Source organism: Streptomyces sp. VNUA24, from assembly GCF_029167005.1.
Taxonomy (GTDB): Bacteria; Actinomycetota; Actinomycetes; order Streptomycetales; family Streptomycetaceae; genus Streptomyces; species Streptomyces scabiei.
This window is the reverse complement of record NZ_CP119143.1, coordinates 4,221,744-4,242,463: the sequence shown is the minus strand read 5'-3', so window position 1 is coordinate 4,242,463 and position 20,720 is coordinate 4,221,744. Positions and strand designations below refer to the sequence as shown.

General features: G+C 72.0%; 21 protein-coding genes. 9 read left to right on the top strand and 12 right to left on the bottom strand.

Annotated features, from left to right (window positions below; genetic code table 11):
• The first annotated feature begins 246 nt into the window (after positions 1-246).
• Positions 247-918, top strand: a complete 672-nt coding sequence (locus PYR72_RS17775) for a hypothetical protein (RefSeq protein ID WP_275456243.1) — start codon at positions 247-249, stop codon at positions 916-918.
• 120 nt (positions 919-1,038) lie between these two features.
• Here the strand turns inward: PYR72_RS17775 and PYR72_RS17770 are convergent, their stop codons facing one another.
• The 3 genes from PYR72_RS17770 to PYR72_RS17760 are packed head-to-tail and all read right to left on the bottom strand — an operon-like array spanning position 1,039 to position 4,184.
• Positions 1,039-2,172 carry an Mrp/NBP35 family ATP-binding protein gene (locus tag PYR72_RS17770; protein ID WP_275456242.1) on the bottom strand — a complete coding sequence of 378 codons (1,134 nt, stop codon included), beginning with the start codon at positions 2,170-2,172 and terminating at the stop codon, positions 1,039-1,041.
• 43 nt (positions 2,173-2,215) lie between these two features.
• Positions 2,216-2,827 carry a DUF1003 domain-containing protein gene (locus tag PYR72_RS17765; RefSeq protein ID WP_275460439.1) on the bottom strand — a complete coding sequence of 204 codons (612 nt, stop codon included), beginning with the start codon at positions 2,825-2,827 and terminating at the stop codon, positions 2,216-2,218.
• Positions 2,828-2,879: 52 nt separating this feature from the next.
• Positions 2,880-4,184, bottom strand: a complete 1,305-nt coding sequence (locus PYR72_RS17760; protein WP_275456241.1) for a CBS domain-containing protein — start codon at positions 4,182-4,184, stop codon at positions 2,880-2,882.
• A 176-nt stretch (positions 4,185-4,360) separates the two neighbouring features.
• Here PYR72_RS17760 and PYR72_RS17755 point away from each other — a divergent pair, with 176 nt between their 5' ends.
• A complete protein-coding gene (locus PYR72_RS17755) occupies positions 4,361-5,119 on the top strand; it encodes a hypothetical protein (protein ID WP_275456240.1) in 759 nt (252 codons plus the stop codon).
• 151 nt (positions 5,120-5,270) lie between these two features.
• On the opposite strand, the gene PYR72_RS17750 is transcribed toward PYR72_RS17755, so the two are convergent.
• Together PYR72_RS17750 and PYR72_RS17745 are read right to left on the bottom strand one after the other, a co-directional pair.
• Positions 5,271-5,849 (bottom strand): hypothetical protein, encoded by a 579-nt coding sequence (locus tag PYR72_RS17750; RefSeq protein ID WP_275456239.1) that lies wholly within the window; start codon positions 5,847-5,849, stop codon positions 5,271-5,273.
• An 80-nt stretch (positions 5,850-5,929) separates the two neighbouring features.
• The gene (locus tag PYR72_RS17745) at positions 5,930-7,054 is read right to left on the bottom strand and encodes a magnesium and cobalt transport protein CorA (RefSeq protein WP_059079208.1); all 1,125 of its coding nucleotides are present in this window, start codon (positions 7,052-7,054) and stop codon (positions 5,930-5,932) included.
• Between the two features lie 588 nt (positions 7,055-7,642).
• Here PYR72_RS17745 and PYR72_RS17740 point away from each other — a divergent pair.
• The 4 genes from PYR72_RS17740 to PYR72_RS17725 all read left to right on the top strand — a co-directional run bounded on the left by PYR72_RS17740 (position 7,643) and on the right by PYR72_RS17725 (position 10,933).
• Complete coding sequence (locus PYR72_RS17740; RefSeq protein ID WP_275456238.1) at positions 7,643-8,227, top strand: suppressor of fused domain protein; 585 nt, start codon at positions 7,643-7,645, stop codon at positions 8,225-8,227.
• A 253-nt stretch (positions 8,228-8,480) separates the two neighbouring features.
• Positions 8,481-9,122 (top strand): DUF6758 family protein, encoded by a 642-nt coding sequence (locus tag PYR72_RS17735; protein WP_033525501.1) that lies wholly within the window; start codon positions 8,481-8,483, stop codon positions 9,120-9,122.
• A gap of 157 nt (positions 9,123-9,279) precedes the next feature.
• On the top strand, positions 9,280-10,140 hold the full coding sequence (locus PYR72_RS17730; RefSeq protein WP_275456237.1) for a PHP domain-containing protein: 861 nt from the start codon (positions 9,280-9,282) through the stop codon (positions 10,138-10,140).
• Between the two features lie 187 nt (positions 10,141-10,327).
• The gene (locus PYR72_RS17725) at positions 10,328-10,933 is read left to right on the top strand and encodes a MarC family protein (protein ID WP_013000871.1); all 606 of its coding nucleotides are present in this window, start codon (positions 10,328-10,330) and stop codon (positions 10,931-10,933) included.
• 78 nt (positions 10,934-11,011) lie between these two features.
• On the opposite strand, the gene PYR72_RS17720 is transcribed toward PYR72_RS17725, so the two are convergent.
• The gene (locus PYR72_RS17720; protein ID WP_020113966.1) at positions 11,012-11,164 is read right to left on the bottom strand and encodes a hypothetical protein; all 153 of its coding nucleotides are present in this window, start codon (positions 11,162-11,164) and stop codon (positions 11,012-11,014) included.
• A gap of 237 nt (positions 11,165-11,401) precedes the next feature.
• Between PYR72_RS17720 and PYR72_RS17715 the strand changes: the two genes are divergently transcribed.
• Positions 11,402-12,307 carry an NYN domain-containing protein gene (locus tag PYR72_RS17715; RefSeq protein ID WP_275460438.1) on the top strand — a complete coding sequence of 302 codons (906 nt, stop codon included), beginning with the start codon at positions 11,402-11,404 and terminating at the stop codon, positions 12,305-12,307.
• Here PYR72_RS17715 and PYR72_RS17710 read toward each other — a convergent pair.
• Both PYR72_RS17710 and PYR72_RS17705 read right to left on the bottom strand, forming a co-directional pair.
• Positions 12,304-13,185, bottom strand: a complete 882-nt coding sequence (locus tag PYR72_RS17710; protein WP_275456236.1) for an alpha/beta fold hydrolase — start codon at positions 13,183-13,185, stop codon at positions 12,304-12,306. The two genes, PYR72_RS17715 and PYR72_RS17710, sit on opposite strands and share 4 nt — an antisense overlap.
• 303 nt (positions 13,186-13,488) lie before the next feature.
• Positions 13,489-15,876, bottom strand: coding sequence for a DEAD/DEAH box helicase (locus PYR72_RS17705; protein ID WP_275456235.1), 2,388 nt, complete (start codon positions 15,874-15,876; stop codon positions 13,489-13,491).
• Positions 15,877-16,377: 501 nt separating this feature from the next.
• On the opposite strand from PYR72_RS17705, the gene PYR72_RS17700 reads away from it, so the two are divergent.
• Positions 16,378-17,154 carry a ferritin-like fold-containing protein gene (locus tag PYR72_RS17700; RefSeq protein WP_013000866.1) on the top strand — a complete coding sequence of 259 codons (777 nt, stop codon included), beginning with the start codon at positions 16,378-16,380 and terminating at the stop codon, positions 17,152-17,154.
• A 165-nt stretch (positions 17,155-17,319) separates the two neighbouring features.
• Here the strand turns inward: PYR72_RS17700 and PYR72_RS17695 are convergent, their stop codons facing one another.
• From PYR72_RS17695 to PYR72_RS17680, 4 genes are all read right to left on the bottom strand, one after another.
• Positions 17,320-17,592: a hypothetical protein gene (locus PYR72_RS17695; protein WP_275456234.1), complete on the bottom strand. Its 273-nt coding sequence runs from the start codon at positions 17,590-17,592 to the stop codon at positions 17,320-17,322.
• A 218-nt stretch (positions 17,593-17,810) separates the two neighbouring features.
• Entirely contained in the window at positions 17,811-18,038 is a 228-nt protein-coding gene (locus PYR72_RS17690) for a DUF3107 domain-containing protein (protein WP_005480533.1), read from the bottom strand.
• Positions 18,039-18,206: 168 nt separating this feature from the next.
• Positions 18,207-18,848 carry a TetR/AcrR family transcriptional regulator gene (locus PYR72_RS17685; protein WP_059079265.1) on the bottom strand — a complete coding sequence of 214 codons (642 nt, stop codon included), beginning with the start codon at positions 18,846-18,848 and terminating at the stop codon, positions 18,207-18,209.
• Positions 18,849-19,049: 201 nt separating this feature from the next.
• Positions 19,050-19,268: a hypothetical protein gene (locus PYR72_RS17680; RefSeq protein WP_275456233.1), complete on the bottom strand. Its 219-nt coding sequence runs from the start codon at positions 19,266-19,268 to the stop codon at positions 19,050-19,052.
• 383 nt (positions 19,269-19,651) lie between these two features.
• Between PYR72_RS17680 and PYR72_RS17675 the strand changes: the two genes are divergently transcribed.
• Positions 19,652-20,713, top strand: coding sequence for an alpha/beta hydrolase (locus tag PYR72_RS17675; protein ID WP_275456232.1), 1,062 nt, complete (start codon positions 19,652-19,654; stop codon positions 20,711-20,713).
• Positions 20,714-20,720: the final 7 nt, after the last annotated feature.

Genomic DNA, 20,720 nt, shown 5'->3' with positions numbered 1-20,720 from the left:
CCCGCAGGCCAGGCTCCCGAGCCTGCTCCGGCGCGCCCCCTGACGTGACGCGATTCATACCGCCGCGCACCCCCGTACGGGCCGAAGCCGCCCGTACGCCGTCCTACGCGCCGGGCGCTTTCCCTGCTGCTCGGAGAGCTGTGGCTATGCTGCCCAGTTGTTGTGCGGACCGTAAGGAGAGCGAGCGACGACGCGCCCGTGGGGGGCGGGCCGCTCCGGTCCGTCGAGAGCTAGGAGGCGTCCGGCATGGAGACGACGAGTCGGGTAGGCGCGCAGGCGTCGGCCGCGGAGGGCGGACAACAGGTCCCCTCCGCCCGCCGCACGGTCGATGGTTACCTGCTGGCGACCTTCCCCTGGTACGGCCTCGACGAGGCCTTCACGGGACCGCGCTGGCTGATGCAGGTGGGTATGTCGGCGGAGGGAGCCGTCGAGCACGGTTCGATCGGACACGGCGACGAGCCCTCGGTGCGCAACGAGTACACCGCCGCGGCGGACGACGAGGTCAAGGAGCGGTTCGCGGTCGTGGTGACCGTCGCCGCGAACGACGTGCGGCGCAGCGCGGACGGCACGGGTGTCCTGGAGGCCACGTCGGTCTCCTCCGCGGCGTGGCTGGCGGGCGTGGGGCTGCTGTCCTTCACCTGGCCGGGACAGCTGGACCACATCCGGCGGGACGACTGGCTGGACCAGCAGACCGAGACGGCGTGGGTCCTCGCGGACGACCTGGCCGGGCCGGACTGGTCGACCCTGTCCCTGCCCGTGGACGGGGTGCCGACGCCGTTCCACTACCGCGAGTCCGAGTTCGGCTGGGTGCTGGCCGGTTCGACCTCGCAGGGGGTGCACGTGGGGGCGTACGGGCGGGGGATGAGCGCGTACGGGCTCGGCTTCGCCGCGATCAAGGACATCGAGGGGTACGCGTAGGGCGTCGAAGGGCACCGCCGGGTGATGCGGGGGTGCCCTTCGTCTCCCTCGGGGTGTGGTGGTCCGGGAGCGGTGGGTGCCGTCGTGGCTTCGACAGGCGCCCGGTGCCCCCGGACCGGCCTAGAACTTGTTCCGCGGGGTGATGCCCAGGCTCATGCCCGACAGGCCCCTCTGGCGGCCGCCCAGCTTGCCCGCGATGGCCCGCAGGGCCGCGCCGGCGGGGGAGTCGGGGTCGGAGAGGACGACCGGACGGCCGTCGTCGCCGCCCTCACGGAGACGGACGTCGATCGGGATGCTGCCCAGGACCGGGACGGTGGCGCCGGTGGTGCGGGTGAGGCCGTCGGCGACGGTCTGGCCGCCGCCGGTGCCGAAGACGTCGACCATCTCGTCGCAGTGCGGGCAGGGCAGGCCCGCCATGTTCTCGACGACGCCGACGATCTTCTGGTGGGTCTGCACGGCGATGGACCCGGCGCGCTCGGCCACCTCGGCCGCCGCCTGCTGGGGCGTGGTGACGACCAGGATCTCGGCGTTCGGGACCAGCTGGGCCACCGAGATCGCGATGTCGCCGGTGCCCGGCGGGAGGTCCAGGAGCAGCACGTCCAGGTCGCCCCAGTAGACGTCCGCGAGGAACTGCTGCAGCGCCCGGTGCAGCATCGGGCCGCGCCAGACGACCGGGGTGTTGCCCGGGGTGAACATGCCGATCGAGATGACCTTCACGCCGTGCGCGGACGGCGGCATGATCATGTTCTCGACCTGTGTGGGACTGCCGTCGGCGCCCAGCATGCGGGGCACCGAGTGGCCGTAGATGTCGGCGTCGACGACACCGACCTTGAGGCCGTCGGCGGCCATGGCGGCCGCCAGGTTCACGGTCACCGAGGACTTGCCGACGCCGCCCTTGCCGGAGGCGACGGCGTACACGCGCGTGAGGGAGCCCGGCTTGGCGAACGGGACCTCGCGCTCGGCCTGGCCGCCGCGCAGGGCCCCCGCCAGTTCCTTGCGCTGCTCGTCGCTCATGACGTCCAGCTCGACGGTGACGCCGGTGACGCCCTCGACCGCCGCGACGGCGTCCGTCACCCGCTGGGTGATCGTGTCGCGCATGGGGCAGCCCGAGACCGTCAGGTACACGGCGACCGCGACCGCTCCGTCCGCGCCGATCTCCACCGACTTGACCATCCCCAGTTCGGTGATGGGACGGTTGATCTCGGGGTCGTTCACCGTCGACAGTGCCTCGCGCACCGCGTCTTCCGTAGCCATAGGGTCGATGGTACGGCGACCCGCGCGGCCCCTGGGAGCCCCGTCAGCGGTCGCCCTTGTCACGTCCGCGCGGGTGTTCCGGCGGGAATACCGTCCGGGCGCCGCGCGGCCCGTCGGCGTCGTGCTCCTGCAGCTCCCTGACCAGGTCGTGGAGCTCCGAACGCAGCCAGTCGCGGGTGGCGACCTCGCCGAGGCCGATGCGCAGGGCGGCGATCTCCCTGGTCAGATACTCGGTGTCGGCGATCGAGCGCTCGTTCTGCTTGCGGTCCTGCTCCAGGTTGACCCGGTCGCGGTCGTCCTGGCGGTTCTGCGCGAGCAGGATCAGCGGGGCGGCATAGGAAGCCTGCAGCGAGAGCATCAGGGTCAGGAAGATGAAGGGGTAGTTGTCGAAGCGCAGCTCGCGCGGGGCGGAGACGTTCCACACCACCCACAGGATGATCACGACGGTCATCCAGACGAGGAACGTGCCCGTGCCCAGGAAGCGCGCGATCCGCTCCGAGAGCCGTCCGAACGCCTCCGGATCCCACTCGGGCAGCAGTTTGGCCCGGCGCGGCAGCGGCTGGTCCAGACGCGTCCGGGGGCGGGCGGTGGCGCCGGAGAGCGTGCGCTCCCGCTGAGGGCCTCCGGAGGACGACACGCGCTCCCGTCCGCCCACGCCGGCGTGCGCCCGCTCACGGCCCGTGTGCCGCCCCTCGCGCCCGTCCCGGTCAGGAGCCATCGGAAGCCTCCTCGGGCGCGACCGTCACGGAGTCGTCCTCGTGCAGATGGAACTCCGTCTCCCGCCAGTCCTCGGGCAGCATGTGGTCCAGCACGTCGTCCACGGTCACCGCGCCCAGCAGCGAGCCGCTCTCGTCCACCACGGGCGCCGCGACCATGTCGTACGTGGCGAAGAATCCGGCGACGGCCCGCAGCGCGGCCTCCGGGTCCAGCGGCTGGAGACCGTCGTCGAGGATCGAACTGACCAGGGTGTACGGCGGGTCCCGCAGCAGCCGCTGGAAGTGGACCGTGCCGAGGTACTTGCCGGTCGGGGTCTCGTCCGGCGGCCGGCACACGTACACCTGAGCGGCCAGCGCGGGGGACAGGTCGGCGTTGCGGACCCGCGCGAGGGCGTCCGCGACGGTCGCGTCCGGGCGCAGCACGATCGGCTCGGTGGTCATCAGACCGCCGGCGGTCTTCTCCTCGTACGCCATGAGCCGTCGTACGTCCGCCGCGTCCTCCGGCTGCATCAGGGTCAGCAGCCGTTCCTGCTCCTCCTCCGGGAGCTCGGCGAGGAGGTCGGCGGCGTCGTCCGGGTCCATGGCCTCCAGGACGTCGGCGGCGCGCTCCTCCTTCAGCTTGCCGAGGATCTCGATCTGGTCGTCCTCGGGCAGCTCCTCCAGGACGTCGGCGAGCCGGTCGTCGTCGAGGGCGGCGGCGACCTCGGCCCGGCGCTTGGGGGAGAGGTGGTGCAACACGTTGGCCAGGTCGGCCGGGCGGAGCTGTTCGAAGGTCGCGAGAAGGTTCTCGGCGCCCTGCCCGTGCTCCTCCAGCGAGAACCCGGTGACCGCCGACCACTCCACGGTCAGCGTCTCGCCCTTGTGGCGCCGGAACGCGCCGCCCTTGCCCTTGCGGACGAAGACCCGGTCGATCTCCCAGTCCCGGCGGGCCGGCAGCTGCTGCACCGAGATGTCGAGCACCGTCACCTCCTCGCCCGTGTCCACGAGCTGGACCCGGCGGTCCAGCAGTTCCCCGACGACGAGACGTTCGGTGGGGCGCTGTTCGAACCGGCGCACGTTCAGCACACCCGTGGTGATGACCTGGCCGGACTCGATGCCGGTGACCCGGGTCATGGGCAGGAAGATCCGGCGGCGGGTGGACAGTTCGACGACCAGACCGAGCAGCCGCGGCGGCTTCCGGCCCACCCGCAGGATGGCGACGAGATCGCGGACGCGGCCCACCTGATCGCCGTTCGGATCGAAGACGGCGACGCCGGAGAGATGGGAGACGAAGATCCGGGGCGCGACCGCCGCCATGAGCCGCCCCTTTCCTTCCCGTCGCGAGGGGAATGTCCGCCGAGGAGGGCTTCAGGCTAGCCCGTCCCGATCGGATATGCCCTGGTGAGCGGTGCGGCCGGACTGGCTCCTGAGTGCCCCCGGAGCCCCGGTACTCTGCGGTACGCCTGGACTCCCCACGAAGAGGTGCATCGCCTGTGACTGTGATTCCCCGTACCCGAAGGGCCGCACTGGTGAGCGCCGTCTGCACCCTGGTGGCCTGCGGGCTGGGGCTGACCGGATGCGGTGAGGACCCCGACGAGGGCACGAACGGGGTCGGCAGACTGGAGCCGGCGAAGATCCAGAGCACGACCCGGGCGGCGGCCGCGGCGGCGGACACGGTCCGGCTGTCCGGCGCGGTGGTGACCAGCGGCAAGACCTACCGGCTGGACATGCGCCTGAAGGAGGACGGCGGCACGGGTTCGGTGACGTCCGAGGGGTCCACGTTCCGGCTGCTGAAGGTCGGCGAACACCTCTTCCTCAAGGCCGACAAGGACTTCTGGGACCACCAGGACTCGGGGAAGAACGGCGCAGGCCACGACGGGGGCGAGACGGACGCGGCGGACAAGCTGGACGGCATGTACGTGAAGGTGCCGACCGGGGACCCCGCCTACAAGCGCTTCAGCGGCTTCACCGACAAGAACGTCCTCCTCGGCAGCCTGCTCACCCTGCACGGCTCGCTCTCCAAGGACGGCCACCACGAACAGTCCGGCACCCGCACGATCCGCATCAGCGGCGACAAGGGCTCCGGCGGCACCCTGGACGTCTCCCTGGAGGGCACCCCCTACCCCCTGCGCCTCGTCCGCGCGGGCGACGCCGGAACCATCCTCCTCACCGACTGGGGCAAGGACTTCACCCTGAAGGAGCCGGACGCGAAGTCGGTCGTGGACTACGGCCGACAACTGCCGACGTCGTAGGCCGGCACCCTCCGGTCATGGGCCGGGTCTCTCGGGACGTGTGCGGGATCTCTCCGGTCGGGGCCGTAGGCCCGGACCACTGATTGCCGTCGGCGCGCATCCTCGGCCCGCACCCCTCGGGCCGCCGGCCCGCACCCCGGTGCCCGTCGCCTCAGCCTCGCTTGCGGCGGCCGAAGAGCAGGCGGGGTACCGCCGCCGGGATCGGTGCGCGCGTCGTCGCCGAGGTCGGTAGCGGAGGCTGCGCCTGGTCGCCGTCGGGGGCCGGGATGGTCGTTCCCGTCGGCTCCAGGCGGAGCACCCGGCACTCGCGGGCCCAGCGGGCCGGCATCGCCTCGCCGTCGGGGGCGTTGAGGCGCTTGCCCTTGAGCTCGGCCACGGCGGCCTCCCACGCGGGGGAGCCGGGGGCCAGCTCGACGACGCGGGCGGCCCAGGCGACGAGCCGGCCGCCCTTGTCCTTGCTGCGGACGGTCACCACGGCCGCACCCCCGTCGACCAGGTCCGGGAACGGCTGCTCGCCGGGCCCGTCACCGACCAGACACGCCGCCCCCTCGTGCCAGACGTGCCACAGCGCGCGCGAGGGCGCCGCCCGGCCCGGGAGCGCCTCGCCGCCCCGCACCCAGACGAGCCCGGACTTCTTGGTGGCCTCTTCGACGAGGGCCTGATCGAACAGCGCGTCGCCCGTCGGCGGGGCGACGGTCGGCGCACCGGGGGCCGGGGAGTCGGAGGTCATGGGGGCAGCCTAACCGTGCCCCCGCCGGACGCCCCGGCCCCCGCCACCGGTGCCGGCCGGCCCACCCGGCCCCGCGCCGTCTACAGCCAGCCGTTGCGCTTCAGCGTGCGGTGGATGCCGAGGCAGAGCGCCACCGTCACGCCGAGGACGACCGGATAGCCGAACTTCCAGTGCGTCTCCGGCATGTAGTCGAAGTTCATGCCGTAGACCCCGCACACCATCGTCGGGACGGCGATGATGGCCGCCCACGACGTGATCTTGCGCATGTCCTCGTTCTGCGCGACGGACGCCTGGGCCAGGTTCGCCTGGAGGATCGAGTTGAGCAGTTCGTCGAAGCCGACGACCTGCTCCTGCACGCGGGCGAGGTGGTCGGCGACGTCACGGAAGTACTTCTGGATGTCGGGGTCGATCAGCCGCATCGGCCGCTCGCTCAGCAGCTGCATGGGCCGCACCAGCGGCAGCACCGCGCGCTTGAACTCCATGACCTCGCGCTTGAGTTGGTAGATCCGGCCGGCGTCGGTACCCCGGGGCGTGCCCTTGCGCCCGGGGGAGAACACCTCCGTCTCCACCTCGTCGATGTCGTCCTGCACGGCGTCGGCGACGGCCACGTACCCGTCGACGACATGGTCGGCGATGGCGTGCAGCACGGCCGAGGGGCCCTTGCCGAGCAACTCCGGGTCGTCCTGCAGCCGGTGACGCAGCGCCCGGAGCGAGCCCTGCCCGCCGTGCCGCACCGTGATGAAGAAGTCCCGCCCGGTGAAGCACATGACCTCGCCGGACTCCACGACCTCGCTGGTGGCGGTGAGTTCGTCGTGCTCGACGTAGTGGATGGTCTTGAAGACGGTGAACAGGGTGTCGTCGTAGCGCTCCAGCTTCGGCCGCTGGTGCGCGTGCACCGCGTCCTCGACGGCCAGCGGGTGCAGCCCGAACTCGGCGGCGATACCGGAGAATTCGGCCTCGGACGGCTCGTGCAGGCCGATCCAGACGAAGCCGCCGTCGCGGCGCACCTGACGGATCGCCTCGTGCGGGGTCAGGTTGCGCTCGAAGGCGACGCGCGCCCCGTCGCGGTAGACGGCGCAGTCCACGACGGCCGTCGCCGCCTCCGCCGGACGCGTGGCGTCGTACACGCCGCCGTCCTTGCGCAGCGACAGGCGCGAGGGGCGGGACGGGCGGACCGCGGCACGCAGGTTGTGGATCATCGACATGAGCAGGCTCCTTCGCAACGAAAGGCCGCCGACGACGGTTGGAACTACCCGGAATGGGGACGTTGTGACTTCGGATGTTTCGCACGTCCACAAAGCGGGGAGCACCGCACCGTCGCGGTGACAGCTTCGCTTGATTCAGATCGGGCGACGCCCGGCCGGTGAGAGCGGGGGACGTCCGATCGGCGATTCGGATCAAGACGGGAAAGAAGTGCTCTTCCGATGCGCGACGACCGGCGAGCGGCACGACGCGGAACGAGGGTGGTAGCCGACGGAGCGAGAACTACGGCTACGGCGGGAGCTACGGAACTCGGCGAGCGGAAGAGCGGGTGGTACTGCCAGGTCGACTTCGGTCCATCGCAGCCCCACCTCCTCCGGCCGGTCCCCCGTAAGGGACGTTCCATACCCCGTTCGGGGTTCCCCGTAGGGGAGTCAGTCCTATCGGCCCGGGACGCGAAGGCATGAGAAGCCTTGAGCGCGAGGCTGCAGCGTGCTGCCCGCATGCTGTCCCGACCGGCGGCCCAGAGTAACAGTCGGCTGTGGTGTCAAGGCGCCCGTTTGCCGGTTCCTGACGAGTTCTATGCTCGCATCATGGCTGATGTTCTTCCGTTGGTGGAGGCCCGTTTGCGCACCGCGCTGGGCGAACCGGACGCGCGCGCCGCGGTCACCTTCCTCGGCACGGACCGTGTCGAGGTGCTCCGTTTCGCCGACGGCGACGTCGTCCGGTACGCCACGCTCGGCATGTCCGGCCAGCCGATGGCCGACCCCGCCGCGGTCCTCGCCGACCCGGTGAAGGGCCCGCGCGCCGAACTCGTCCTGTCCGTGCGGGGCGGCATCGCCGACACCGACAAGGTGCTCCGCCCGCTCGCCGTGCTCGCCGCGTCACCGCAGGTAGAAGGGGTGATCGTGGCGCCCGGCGCCTCTCTCGACGTGGGCGGTCCGCTGTGGCCCGGCGCCCCCTTCACCTCCGTGCTCGTCGCCGAGTCCGGCGGCCTGGTGGAGGACCTCGAACTCGACGCGCCCGCCGACCCTGTACGGTTCCTGCCCCTGCTGCCGATGACCCCCAACGAGGCGGCCTGGAAACGGGTGCACGGCGCCCAGGCCCTCCAGGAGCGCTGGCTCGCCCGCGGTACGGACCTCCGTGATCCGGTCCGCGCCTCCGTGCCCCTCGACTGACCGAGGGCCGACCGAACGGTCCCGTACGGCTTCCCCGTGTGACGGACGGCACGCCATACGTGACCGGAGGCGGCACGGCGGGTGGCCGAAAACCGCCGCTTCCCTTGGTCGTGTGGGCAGTTGATCCCGGCGGCCGGTCCGGCGGGCCGGCCGCCGCCCGGAGGCGGGCGGTCGTGTGCGGAATGTGACGCGCACACGCCGGTCGGGTGATCGTCCTTGACGCGGGGAAGCACGGGGAGGACCGTTGGGCCCTATGAGGGGCGAACCCAGTTGCCCGAAGTGTGGTGGCCGGGTCAGGGCTCCCGGCCTCTTTGCCGACTCCTGGCAGTGCGCCGCGCACGGGACGGTGCACCCGCTGCAGCCCGTGATCCCGCCCAGCGTCGAGGCCCTCAGCGTCGTGGTGCACCGCGCCAAGGTGCCCGTCTGGATGCCGTGGCCGCTGCCCGTGGGCTGGCTGTTCACGGGGGCCGCGTTCGCCGGTGACGACCGCAGCGGCGGACGCGCCACCGCCGTGGCCTGTTCGGGCCCCGGCCCGCTCGGCGGTGTCGGAGAGCTCGTCCTCATCGCGGAGGAGCTGGGCGTCGGCCTCGGCGCGCGGTACGCGGGCATCGACGGCCCCGACCCCGGGCCGTATCTGAGTGTGGAGAAACCACCCCAGGCGAAGGTGCTCGCCGCCGGCCGCCCCACACCGCTGTGGCACGTCACCGGCACACCGGACGACCGTGCCGTCTTCGCGGGGGAGGCCCTCGGGCTGTGGCTGTGGGCGATCGTGTGGCCCGAACAGACCGGGCTCCTGATGTACGACGAGCTGGTGCTGACGGACCTGCGGGACGCGGGGGCGGAGGTGGAGCTGCTTCCGTGCGGGGCGCTCTCGCCGCGCATCCTGGAGCCGTAGGAGTGGCCGTTCCCCGAGTCGTGGGAGTGTCCGTCCGGCCGTGCTCCGGTCCGCCCCTGTAGGGGGCAGTCCCGGGTTTGGGGTGTGACAGAACCGGTCGCGGAGAACGCTATCCTTGAGCGTCCGCTTCCGTTTCCCCACGCCAGGAGTCCGCGTCGTGCGTATCGATCTGCACTGCCACTCCACGGCCTCCGACGGCACGGACACCCCCGCCGAGCTGGTGGGCAAGGCACGCGCGGCCGGGCTCGACGTCGTCGCGCTGACCGACCACGACACCACGCGCGGGCACGCCGAGGCGATCGCCGCCCTGCCGGAGGGGCTCACGCTGGTCACCGGCGCCGAGCTGTCCTGCCGCCTCGACGGCGTCAGCATGCATATGCTCGCCTACCTGTTCGACCCCGAGGAGCCCGAGCTGCTCGCCGAGCGCGAGCTGGTCCGGGACGACCGTGTGCCGCGGGCCCGCGCGATGATCGGCAGGCTGAACGAGCTGGGTGTGCCGGTGACCTGGGAGCAGGTCGCGCGGATCGCCGCCGGCGGTTCCGTGGGGCGCCCGCACGTGGCCACCGCCCTGGTGGAACTCGGTGTCGTACCGACCGCGAACGACGCCTTCACCGAGCAGTGGCTCGCCGACGGCGGCCGTGCCCACGTCCAGAAGCACGAGACGGACCCCTTCGAGGCGCTCCGGCTGATCAAGGGCGCCGGCGGTGTCGCGGTCTTCGCCCACCCGGCCGCCGCCAAGCGCGGTCGGACCGTACCGGAATCGGCCGTCGCCGAGCTGGCCGCCGCCGGACTGGACGGCATCGAGGTCGACCACATGGAGCACGACCCGGCGACCCGGGCGCGGCTGCGGGGGCTGGCGAAGGAGCTGGGGCTGCTCACCACCGGGTCCTCGGACTACCACGGCAGCCGCAAGACCTGCGTGCTCGGCGAGTACACGACCGACCCCGAGGTGTACGGCGAGATCACCCGCCGGGCCACCGGGGCGTTCCCCGTCCCCGGGACCGGCGGAGCCCGCTAGGCCGCGTCCGGCCCATGGCCTGTCGTCAGCTCCCGTCAGCCTCGCGGCGGCCGCTCTCCGGGCGGGACGGGCCTCCTCCCGATTCCTCTGCGGAAACGATTGCCCACCGTGGTGACCGGCCACCACACTGAGCTGCCCTCTCCGCTGTCCTCCCTGCCCCGTTCTTCACTCCCCTCAAGGCACCCCTGTGTTCGATCTCGCCGTTTTCGGTTCCCTCTTCCTCACCCTCTTCGTGATCATGGATCCCCCCGGGATCACCCCGATCTTCCTCGGGCTCACGGCCGGGCGACCCGCCCGGACGCAGAAGCGCATGGCGCTCCAGGCCGTCTGCGTGGCCGGAGGCGTCATCACGGTCTTCGGGCTGCTCGGCCACCAGATCCTGGACTACCTGCATGTGTCCGTTCCGGCGCTGATGATCGCGGGCGGGCTGCTGCTCCTGCTGATCGCGCTCGACCTCCTGACCGGCAAGACGGACGAGCCGACGCAGACGAAGGACGTGAACGTCGCCCTCGTCCCGCTGGGCATGCCCCTGCTGGCCGGCCCCGGTGCGATCGTGTCGGTGATCCTGGCGGTGCAGAAGGCGGACGGGGTGGCCGGTCAGGTGTCGGTGTGGATGGCGATCCTGGCGATCCACGTCGTGCTGTGGCTGACGATGCGGTACTCGCTGCTGATCATCCGGGTCATCAAGGACGGCGGTGTGGTGCTGGTGACCCGGCTCGCGGGCATGATGCTCTCCGCGATCGCCGTGCAGCAGATCATCAACGGGGTCACCCAGGTCGTCCGGGCCTCGTAGTCCACGGTTCCGGGCATCACAGAGCCCCGTACGGCGCGGTTGCCGTACGGGGCTCCGAAGTGTGTACGGGCCCGCCCGTTACGAGGCGGTCACGTCGGCCGGGCGGATCCACAGGCGCTGCCCGATGGCGGCGGCCTGCTGCACGATCCGGTTGACGGAGGCGGCTTCCACGACGGTGCTGTCGACGGGCGTGCCGCTGACATCGTCGAGTCGCAGGATTTCGAAGCGCAAGGGCTTCTCCCTTCGTCCGGTCATCCTCCTGAGGAGAACTACTGGCGGTGGTTCACGGGTCATCGGTGCCCGTGTTCCATGAGGATTCAACGGTATGCGTGTTACAAACATTCCTTACGCTAAGGAAAATTTTCGAGAACCTAATTACTAGCGGGTAAGCGGTGTGGCGTCCATGTCTACCGGCAGGCAGGAAGACTGATTGGGACCGGTTGTGTTCGCAGCGTGACCGCCGGGACAATGGACGTGATGAACGACGACCTCCTGGCGCTCGCCGCCCGCATCGACCGGACGAACGAGCTGCTGCACCGCATGCTCGCCGAGGTGGCGAAGACACCCTCGACGCACGCGATCTTCGTCGACGCCGGGTACCTGTACGCGGCCGTGGGGCGCCTCGCCGCGGGGACGGAGGACCGGCGGTCCTTCGACCTCGACGCGGAAGGACTCATCGACGCGCTGATCGACAAGGCACGCACGATCTTCGCGGACAGCCGGCTGCTGCGGGTCTACTGGTACGACGGGGCGCGCCGGCGCATCCATACGGCCGAACAGCAGTCGATCGCCGAGCTGCCGGACGTGAAGGTGCGGCTGGGCAACCTCAACGCCAACAACCAGCAGAAGGGCGTCGACTCCCTCATCCGCACCGACCTGGAGTCACTGGCCCGGCACCGGGCGATCAGTGACGCGGCCCTGATCGGCGGCGACGAGGACCTGGTCTCGGCCGTCGAGGCGGCCCAGGGCTACGGGGCGCGGGTCCACCTGTGGGGCATCGAGGCGCCGGAGGGCCGCAACCAGGCCGAGCCGCTGCTCTGGGAGGTCGACAGCCAGCGGACCTTCGACCTCGACTTCTTCAAGCCGTACGTGTCACGCCGGGCCGCCGCCACGTACGACGCGCCCACCGGTGCCCGTCCCAGCCGCGAGGACGTCCGCTTCGTCGGCGCCCAGATCGCCGCGAAGTGGCTCGCCTCCCGGGGGCGGGAGACCCTCCAGGAGCTTCTCCACAGCCATCCGTACCTGCCCGGCTCGGTCGACCAGGACCTGCTCGTCGAGGCGGAGGGGCTGCTCCAGTACTCGCTGCGGGGCCAGGCCGACCTGCGCCGCGCCCTGCGGGACGGCTTCTGGGAGCACCTCCGGGCGCAGTACTAGGCGGAGCGGGCGACGCGGTCCCAGAAGCCGATGAGGGCCTTCGCGGTCGCCTGCGGCTGATCGGTGTTCGGGGAGTGCTCGGCGTCCCGGACGACGGTGCGGTGGGCGTTCAGCCGCACGGCCATGTCGTCGAGGAGCGGGATCGGCCAGGTGTCGTCCCGTTCGCCGGACAGGACGTGCGTGGGCAGGTCCACGGCGGCGAGTTCGGCGACGCGGTCGGGCTCCACGCAGAGCTGGCGACCCGTCGCGACGAGCTGGGCGGGGCTGGTGGCGAGCCAGCGGCGCCGCAGGTCGGCGCGATCGTCCAGCCCTTCGTCGAGGGCCCCGGTCTCGGTCTCCTCCGGCTCCGGCGCGTCCATCGCCTGGATGGCGTCCCACACCTGCTCCATGTCCATCACCGCGAGGGCGTCCCGCAAGAGCTTCACGCGCTGCTGCTGGTCGGCCGAGATCTGCGCGGGGCCGGAGGCCATCAGGGTGAGCGAGGCGAAGGGGGAGGCGTCCAGCAGCAGGGCGGCGCGGGAGATCTGGCCGCCGAGGGAGTGGCCGACGAGGTGCAGCGGGGTGCCGTCGCTCACGGCCTCCGCCTGGGCGAGCAGATCCTTCGCCAACTCCGCCTGCGCGTAAGGAGCTTCGTCGTCCTCGGCACCCGGGCTCTCGTACTGTCCGCGTCCGTCCACCGCCACCGACCGGTACCCGGCCCGCGCCAACGGCTCGTGCAGCGCGATGAAGTCCTCCTTGCTCCCCGTGAACCCCGGCACGAGCAGCACGGTGCCCTTCACCGCGGCCCCCGCCTCGATCACGGCGAACTCCCCCCGAGGGGTACGCAGACGGTACGCCCGGGCACCGGCGGGCGGGGTGAAGGTAGGCGGACGGCTCATGGGGGGAGCGTAACGGCCCAACACCCCCGAAGAAGCAGAGGGCACAGCCCCGGCCTTTCAGGGGCGCGGGGAACGGCGCGAGAACCCCCACCGGACCCGCACATGGGGTGGAAGGGGCAGCCCCCCGCTTTTTAGGGGCGCGGGGAACGGCGCGAGAACCCCCACCGGACCCGCACATGGGGGTCGAAGGGGCGCAGCCCCTTGGATGGGAAGGGTAGGGGCGGCGGGGGCGAGGAAACCCGGGAAAGACCGAAGGCCCGGCCCCCCGGAAGGGGGACCGGACCTTCGCTGGACCGGACGGGCTCAGCCCTCCGCGGCCTCCACGACGGCGGCCGCGGCCTTACGCGTACGCCGACGCGGAGCCGGAGCCTCGCCCACCACCCCCGCGTCCTCGGCGGCAGCCGGAGCCGCTGCCTTACGCGTACGACGAGGCTTCGTGGCCTGCTCCTCCGTCGGCTGGGCCGGAACCGCCGCCTCGGCGCCGGCCGCGGTCTTGCGGCTGCGGCGACGCGGCTGGGCCTCCTCGACGGTGTCGACGACGGCCTCGGCGGCGCTGTCCGTGGCCTCCACCGCGGGGGTGGCGGCCTTGCGGGTCCGGCGGCGAGGCGCGGCCGGCGCCTCCTCGACGACGGCTTCGGCCTCGACGGCCTTACGCGTGCGGCGACGCGGCTTGGCAGGAGCCTCCTCGGCCGTCACACCCTCGGCCGTGTCGAGCGCGGCCTCGGCGGCGGGCGCCACCGCCTTGCGGGTGCGGCGGCGAGGCGCGGGCGCGGCCTCCTCGGCGACGGCCTCCACCACGGGCTCGGCGGCGGCTGCAGTCTTGCGGGTGCGGCGGCGGGGCTTGGGCTCCTCGACGGTGTCGACGGCGGCCTCGGCGGCGCTGTCCGTGGCTTCCACCGCGGGGGTGGTGGCCTTGCGGGTGCGGCGGCGGGGCGCGGCCGGGGTCTCCTCGGCGACGGTCTGCGTCTCCGTGGCGGTGGCCTCGGCCTCGACGGGTGCGACGGCCTTGCGGGTGCGGCGGCGCGGCTTGGCGGGTGCCTCCTCGGCGGTCACACCCTCGGCCGTGTCGAGCGCGGCCTCGGCGGCGGGAGCCTCGGCCGCCTCCACCGACTTCCGGGTGCGGCGGCGACGCGGCTTGGGCGCCTCCTCGGCCGACTCGGCGGGCGAGGCGGCGACGCTCTCGGTCACGGCCTCGGCCGACGTGCCGCCGACCGTCTCGACCACGGCCTCGGCAGCGGGGTTCGCCCCGGCACGGGTACGGCGACGACGGCGAGGCGTACGGGTCTCGGCCTCGGCCTCGACGGAACCGGCACCCGGCGCCTCCGCGGACTCCGACGGCCTCGTGACGGCCGCGGCCTCCGGGGACGCCCCGTCCACGGTGGCTCCACCACGCGTACGGCGGCGGCGACGCGGCGTACGCGCCGGGCGCTCACGCTCGCGCTCGGACGACGAGGAGGGAGCGGACGAACGGCCGCCACGACCGCGCGGACCACGCCCGCCCGGCTCTCCCAGGTCCTCCAGCTCCTCGGCGTCCAGGCCGGCCCGGGTGCGCTCGGAGCGCGGCAGGACACCCTTGGTGCCCGCCGGGATGCTCAGCTCCTCGAAGAGGTGCGGGGAGGTGGAGTACGTCTCCGGCGGGTCGTTGAACCCGAGGTCCAGCGCCTTGTTGATGAGCTGCCAGCGCGGGATGTCGTCCCAGTCGACGAGGGTGATCGCGATGCCCTTGGCGCCCGCGCGGCCCGTACGGCCGATGCGGTGCAGGTACGTCTTCTCGTCCTCGGGGGACTGGTAGTTGATGACGTGGGTGACACCCTCGACGTCGATGCCGCGGGCGGCGACGTCGGTGCAGACGAGGACGTCCACCTTGCCGTTGCGGAAGGCGCGCAGGGCCTGCTCGCGGGCACCCTGGCCGAGGTCGCCGTGGACGGCGCCGGAGGCGAAGCCCCGCTGCTTGAGCTGGTCGGCGAGGTCGGCGGCGGTGCGCTTGGTGCGGCAGAAGACCATGGCCAGTCCCCGGCCGTCGGCCTGCAGTATGCGCGCGACCATCTCCGGCTTGTCCATGTTGTGCGCGCGGTAGACGTGCTGCGAGGTGTTCGCCACCGTCGCGCCCTCGTCGTCCGGGGCGGTGGCCCGGATGTGCGTCGGCTGGGACATGTAGCGGCGGGCCAGGCCGATGACCGCGCCCGGCATGGTCGCCGAGAACAGCATGGTCTGGCGCCGGGCCGGAAGCATGTTGATGATCTTCTCGACGTCGGGCAGGAAGCCCAGGTCGAGCATCTCGTCGGCCTCGTCGAGGACCAGGCACTTGACGTGCTTGAGGTTCAGCTTCTTCTGGCCCGCGAGGTCCAGGAGCCGGCCGGGCGTGCCGATGACGACGTCGACGCCCTTCTTGAGGGCCTCGACCTGGGGCTCGTAGGCGCGGCCGCCGTAGATCGCCGTGACACGCACGTTGCGCACCTTGCCGGCGGTCAGCAGGTCATTGGTGACCTGGGTGCACAGCTCGCGGGTGGGAACGACGACGAGCGCCTGCGGCGAGTCGACGAGGTCCTCGGGCTTGGCGCGGCCGGCCTCGACGTCGGCGGGGACGACGACGCGCTCCAGCAGCGGGAGGCCGAAGCCCAGCGTCTTGCCGGTGCCGGTCTTGGCCTGGCCGATGACGTCGGTGCCGGTGAGGGCGACCGGGAGCGTCATCTCCTGGATGGGGAAGGGGTTGATGATGCCGACGGCCTCAAGGGCCTCGGCCGTCTCGGGAAAGATGCCGAGATCTCGGAAAGTCGTAGTCAGGGTGCTGCCTCTTCTGTGTACGCGGTGTGAGGCGAGCGCGGGGGTCGTGTCGGACCGTGCCGGGGACGTCGGCCGCCTCACGGGCGGACCGTGTGGCACGGGACCACTGCCGACGCTCTAGCGCTCATACCGCTGAGGGGTTCCCTCCGGACGCCGTACGCGAGGTGCCGTACGGAGAAGAAGGGCTGTCGGGTCGGAGCCGATCGGGCCACCGACCGGGCATCCTCATGCGTGCGGCCTGTCGAGATACGGTCGAACGATCGAACTACGTCGACGTACCAGCAGGCGCATTACCACCATACCCCGGAATCGCGCATATGCGATGGCCGATTTGGTCACGTAGTGGTTGTCACACTGAGGGGCACGCGATGCGGCCGGGCCCTTCCGCCCTGCGCGGAGCGGGCTATTGTGCGCTTCATGACCACGTCTGACAAGCCTGAGAACGCCACCGGCGACGCGTCCGCCGACGCCGCCGACACCGCCGAGGTCACCGGGATCGCCGCCCAGGACTGGGCCCGGGCCTCCGCCGACCCGCAGTACCGCGCGGCGGTGGTGGATCTGCTGGGGGCGCTGGCGTACGGGGAGCTGGCGGCGTTCGAACGGCTCGCGGAGGACGCGAAGCTGGCGCCGACCCTCGTCGACAAGGCCGAGCTGGCGAAGATGGCGGCTGCCGAGTTCCACCACTTCGAGCGGCTGGCCGGCCGCCTCACCGAGATCGGCGAGGAGCCGACGCGGGCCATGGAGCCGTTCGTCGACGCGCTCGACGGCTTCCACCGGCAGACCGCGCCGTCGGACTGGCTGGAGGGGCTCGTCAAGGCGTACGTCGGGGACTCGATCGCCAGTGACTTCTACCGGGAGGTCGCGGCGCACCTCGACTCGGACACGCGCGGGCTGGTGCTCGCCGTGCTCGACGACACGGGGCACGCCGGGTTCGCCGTGGAGAAGGTGCGCGCGGCGATCGACGAGGACCCGCGGGTGGGCGGCCGACTGGCGCTGTGGGCACGGCGGTTGATGGGGGAGGCCCTGTCGCAGTCGCAGCGTGTGGTGGCGGACCGGGACGCCCTGTCGACCATGCTCGTGGGCGGAGTCGCCGACGGGTTCGATCTGGCCGAGGTGGGCCGGATGTTCTCCCGGATCACCGAGGCGCACACGAAGCGGATGGCCGCGCTGGGCCTGGCCGCGTGAGCGTGCGGGTGTGAGCACCTGATCGTGGGCGACTAGTCGTCGTGGGGTGCGGTGCCGTCCTGGGGGTGCCGGCCGCCCGGACCGGGCCGGGCGCGCGGGTCCCCGCGCCCCGGGGCGGGCGGCTGTGACGCCGTCAAGGGGCCTTCCGGCCGGGACGCTTCGCGCTCAGGCGGTCGCCGAGCTGCTGCGTCGAAAGCGTTCGGTCGGCCGCAGCAGCAGGGACAGGGAGGCCGCCGCCACGACCAGCGCGCCGGTGAGGATCAGCGGATAGTTCGCCGAGCCGAGTGCCGTGTGCGTCAGGAAGGCGCCGAAGAGGGCGCCCGCGGTGCCGGTCGGCAGGACCAGGGCGCGCGACGGCAGACGGTGGGGCAGGCGGTACACGGCGGCACACGCCAGGGCGAAACCGAGGAGTGCGGATCCGAGCGCTTCCAAGAACATGTTCGGGTTCCCTCCCACACGGCCTGGCCTGGGCAGATCGTTCGTAGCCGGTACTACCCGCACGCCGTCGCACGCAATCATCGTCCGTCCCCGGGATGTGCCTCCGCCGAGGGGTTCGGCCGGTGGGAACCAAGGAACACGGACGTACGCGGACATACGGAGGGGCCCGGTGGTTTTCACACCACCGGGCCCCTCCGTACGTCCTCCGTGCCTCGTGACTACAGCGCGCTGAAGCCCACCTTGCGGACGGCCGACTCGCCGATGTCGACGTAGGCGAGACGGTCGGCCGGGATCAGCACCTTGCGGCCGTGCTCGTCCGTGAGGCTCAGCAGCGCCGACTTGCCGGTGAGCGCCTCGGCAACGGCACGCTCGACCTCCTCGGCACTCTGACCGCTCTCCAGAACGATCTCGCGGGGCGCGTGCTGCACGCCGATCTTGACCTCCACGGCTATGTCCCTCCGACGGTCAGTGAAGTGCGCGGGCTCCCGCGCCGTACCCAGCACACATTAGCCCGGTGAGGGGACGTACACGCTCCGCCCGAGAACGCCAGGAGCGAACAGGATGCGGGAATTCCGACCGGTGTCACCAACCGCCGTTCCGCGGAGGGGCGGCGCTCAGTGCTGGTCGATGCCGTGCAGGGGGAAGCCCGCGATACCGCGCCAGGCCAGCGAGGCGAGCAGCTGGACCGCCTGCTCGCGCGGGACGCTGCGGTCGCTGTGCAGCCAGGAACGGGCCACCACCTGGGAGAGACCGCCCAGCCCCGAGGCCAGCAGCATCGACTCTGCACGGGAGAGACCGGTGTCCTCGGCGATGACGTCGCAGATGGCCTCGGCGCACTCGTTGGTGACCTTGTCCACGCGCTCGCGCACGGCGGGCTCGTTGGTCAGGTCCGACTCGAAGACCAGCCGGAAGGCGCCGCCCTCGTCCTCCACGTACGCGAAGTAGGCGTCCATCGTCGCCCGGACGCGCTGCTTGTTGTCGGTCGTCGAGGCCAGCGCCCCGCGCACGGACTGGATGAGGGACTCGCAGTGCTGGTCCAGCAGCGCCAGATAGAGGTCGAGCTTGCCGGGGAAGTGCTGGTAGAGCACCGGCTTGCTGACTCCGGCGCGCTCGGCGATGTCGTCCATCGCGGCGGAGTGGTAGCCCTGGGCCACGAAGACTTCCTGGGCGGCGCCCAGCAACTGGTTCCGTCGGGCTCGGCGGGGCAGCCGTGTGCCTCGCGGGCGCGCCGCCTCTGTCTGCTCGATGGCTGTCACGCCGCCTCCCAAGATCGTCCACATGCGGGTGTGCGCCGCGCCGCCATCGTACTTTTCGGTAACCCCGGTGTGCGCGGTGAGAGCGCAGAATTTCACGGACCGGACGGCGGGGAAAGTGCCGCGGACCACGCCAAACAGGGGCATGGCGGGCAGCGGGAAGCCCTTTCTCGTCACCTGTCGTCGTCCCTGGTGGGGGTCGGGTTACCGGTAGTCGTCCTCGTCGAGGGAGACCACGCGGGCCTGCTCCGCCAGATCGGCCTCGTTGGCGGCGCCCGGGTCGGCGTCGGTCAGTGGGTCGTCCCGGTGCGGGGCGACGTCCTTGTGCTGCTCGGCGGCATCGGCCTCCGGGGCCTCGACGTCGTCGAACTCGGTGGAGTCCTCCTCGATGAAGGTGTCGGGATCGCTCGGATCGACGGCCATGGTGGGTCCCCTTCCTGCTGCGCCCTGCTACCGCTCCCGGTCCTGCCCCGGTGCCGTCGGAACGTTCCCTGAGGCGGCCGGGTCACGTACGGGTGCCCTGTTCGCGCGCCTGGATGCCCTCGGTTACGAGCCTAGGAGAAGGGGGAACGGGGCGCTACGCGATCACCGGCGGCCCGGCCGTGAGCCCGGTGAGCTGCGCCGACGGCCCGGCCGTGAGCCCGGTGAGCTGCGCCGACGGCCCGCCGCCGGCCAGGCGACGACGGCTCCCCGGCCGTGCCCCCTGCTTCTGGCCGCTGCGCCCCGCACACATGGCTGAATTTAAGTCCGTACCTGTGACGGCGAACACATGAGTCACTGCGTGATCGTCTCGTAACATTGCCCGCATGTCTTCGACCGAGCTGCCGTCCCTGCTGACCGCCACCGCATCGCCGAAGGCGAGTGCCGTGCGTGTGGCGCCCGGCGAGAGGATGAGATCGGTCCGGCTGCCGGGGGTCACGCTGGCGGTGCGGTCGAGGCCGCCGGCGCGCGAGGGGCTGCCGCCCGCTCTGTATGTGCACGGCCTGGGCGGTTCCTCGCAGAACTGGTCCGCGCTGATGCCGCTGCTCGACGGGCTCGTGGACGGTGAGGCGGTCGACCTGCCCGGCTTCGGCGACTCCCCGCCACCGGACGACGGCAACTACTCCGTCACGGGGCACGCCCGCGCGGTCATCCGCCACCTCGACGCCGCCGGGCGCGGCCCCGTGCACCTCTTCGGCAACTCCCTCGGCGGCGCGGTCGCGACCCGGGTCGCCGCCCTCCGCCCCGATCTCGTCCGCACCCTGACCCTGGTGTCGCCCGCCCTGCCCGAACTGCGTGTGCAGCGGACGGCCGTGCCGACCGCGATGCTCGCGCTGCCCGGCATGTCGGCCCTCTTCACCCGCTTCACCAAGGGCTGGACCGCCGAGCAGCGCGTACGCGGGGTCACGGCGCTCTGTTACGGCGACCCCGGCCGCGTCACGGACGAGGGATTCCGCAACGCCGTGGAGGAGATGGAGCGTCGCCTCCAACTCCCCTACATGTGGGACGCGTTGACGCGTTCCGCCCGGGGAATCGTGGACGCCTACACCCTGGGCGGGCAGCACTCGCTCTGGCGCCAGGCGGAGCGCGTCCTCGCCCCGACCCTCCTTGTCTACGGCCGCCGCGACCAGCTCGTCGGCTTCCGCATGGCGCAGCGCGCCGCCCGCGCCTTCCGCGACTCCCGCCTCGTCTGTCTGCCGGACGCGGGGCACGTGGCGATGATGGAGTACCCGGAGGCCGTGGCCGCCGCGTTCCGTGAACTGCTCGCGGACACCGGGGAGTCGGGCGGCGGGGCGGCCCCGTCGGTGGCGGAGACCTGGGAGCCGGACGCCGGTGTCCGATCGGTTGCCGACGGACCACCACCGGGCTCGTCCGGCGGGGGGAGCTGAGGCGCGG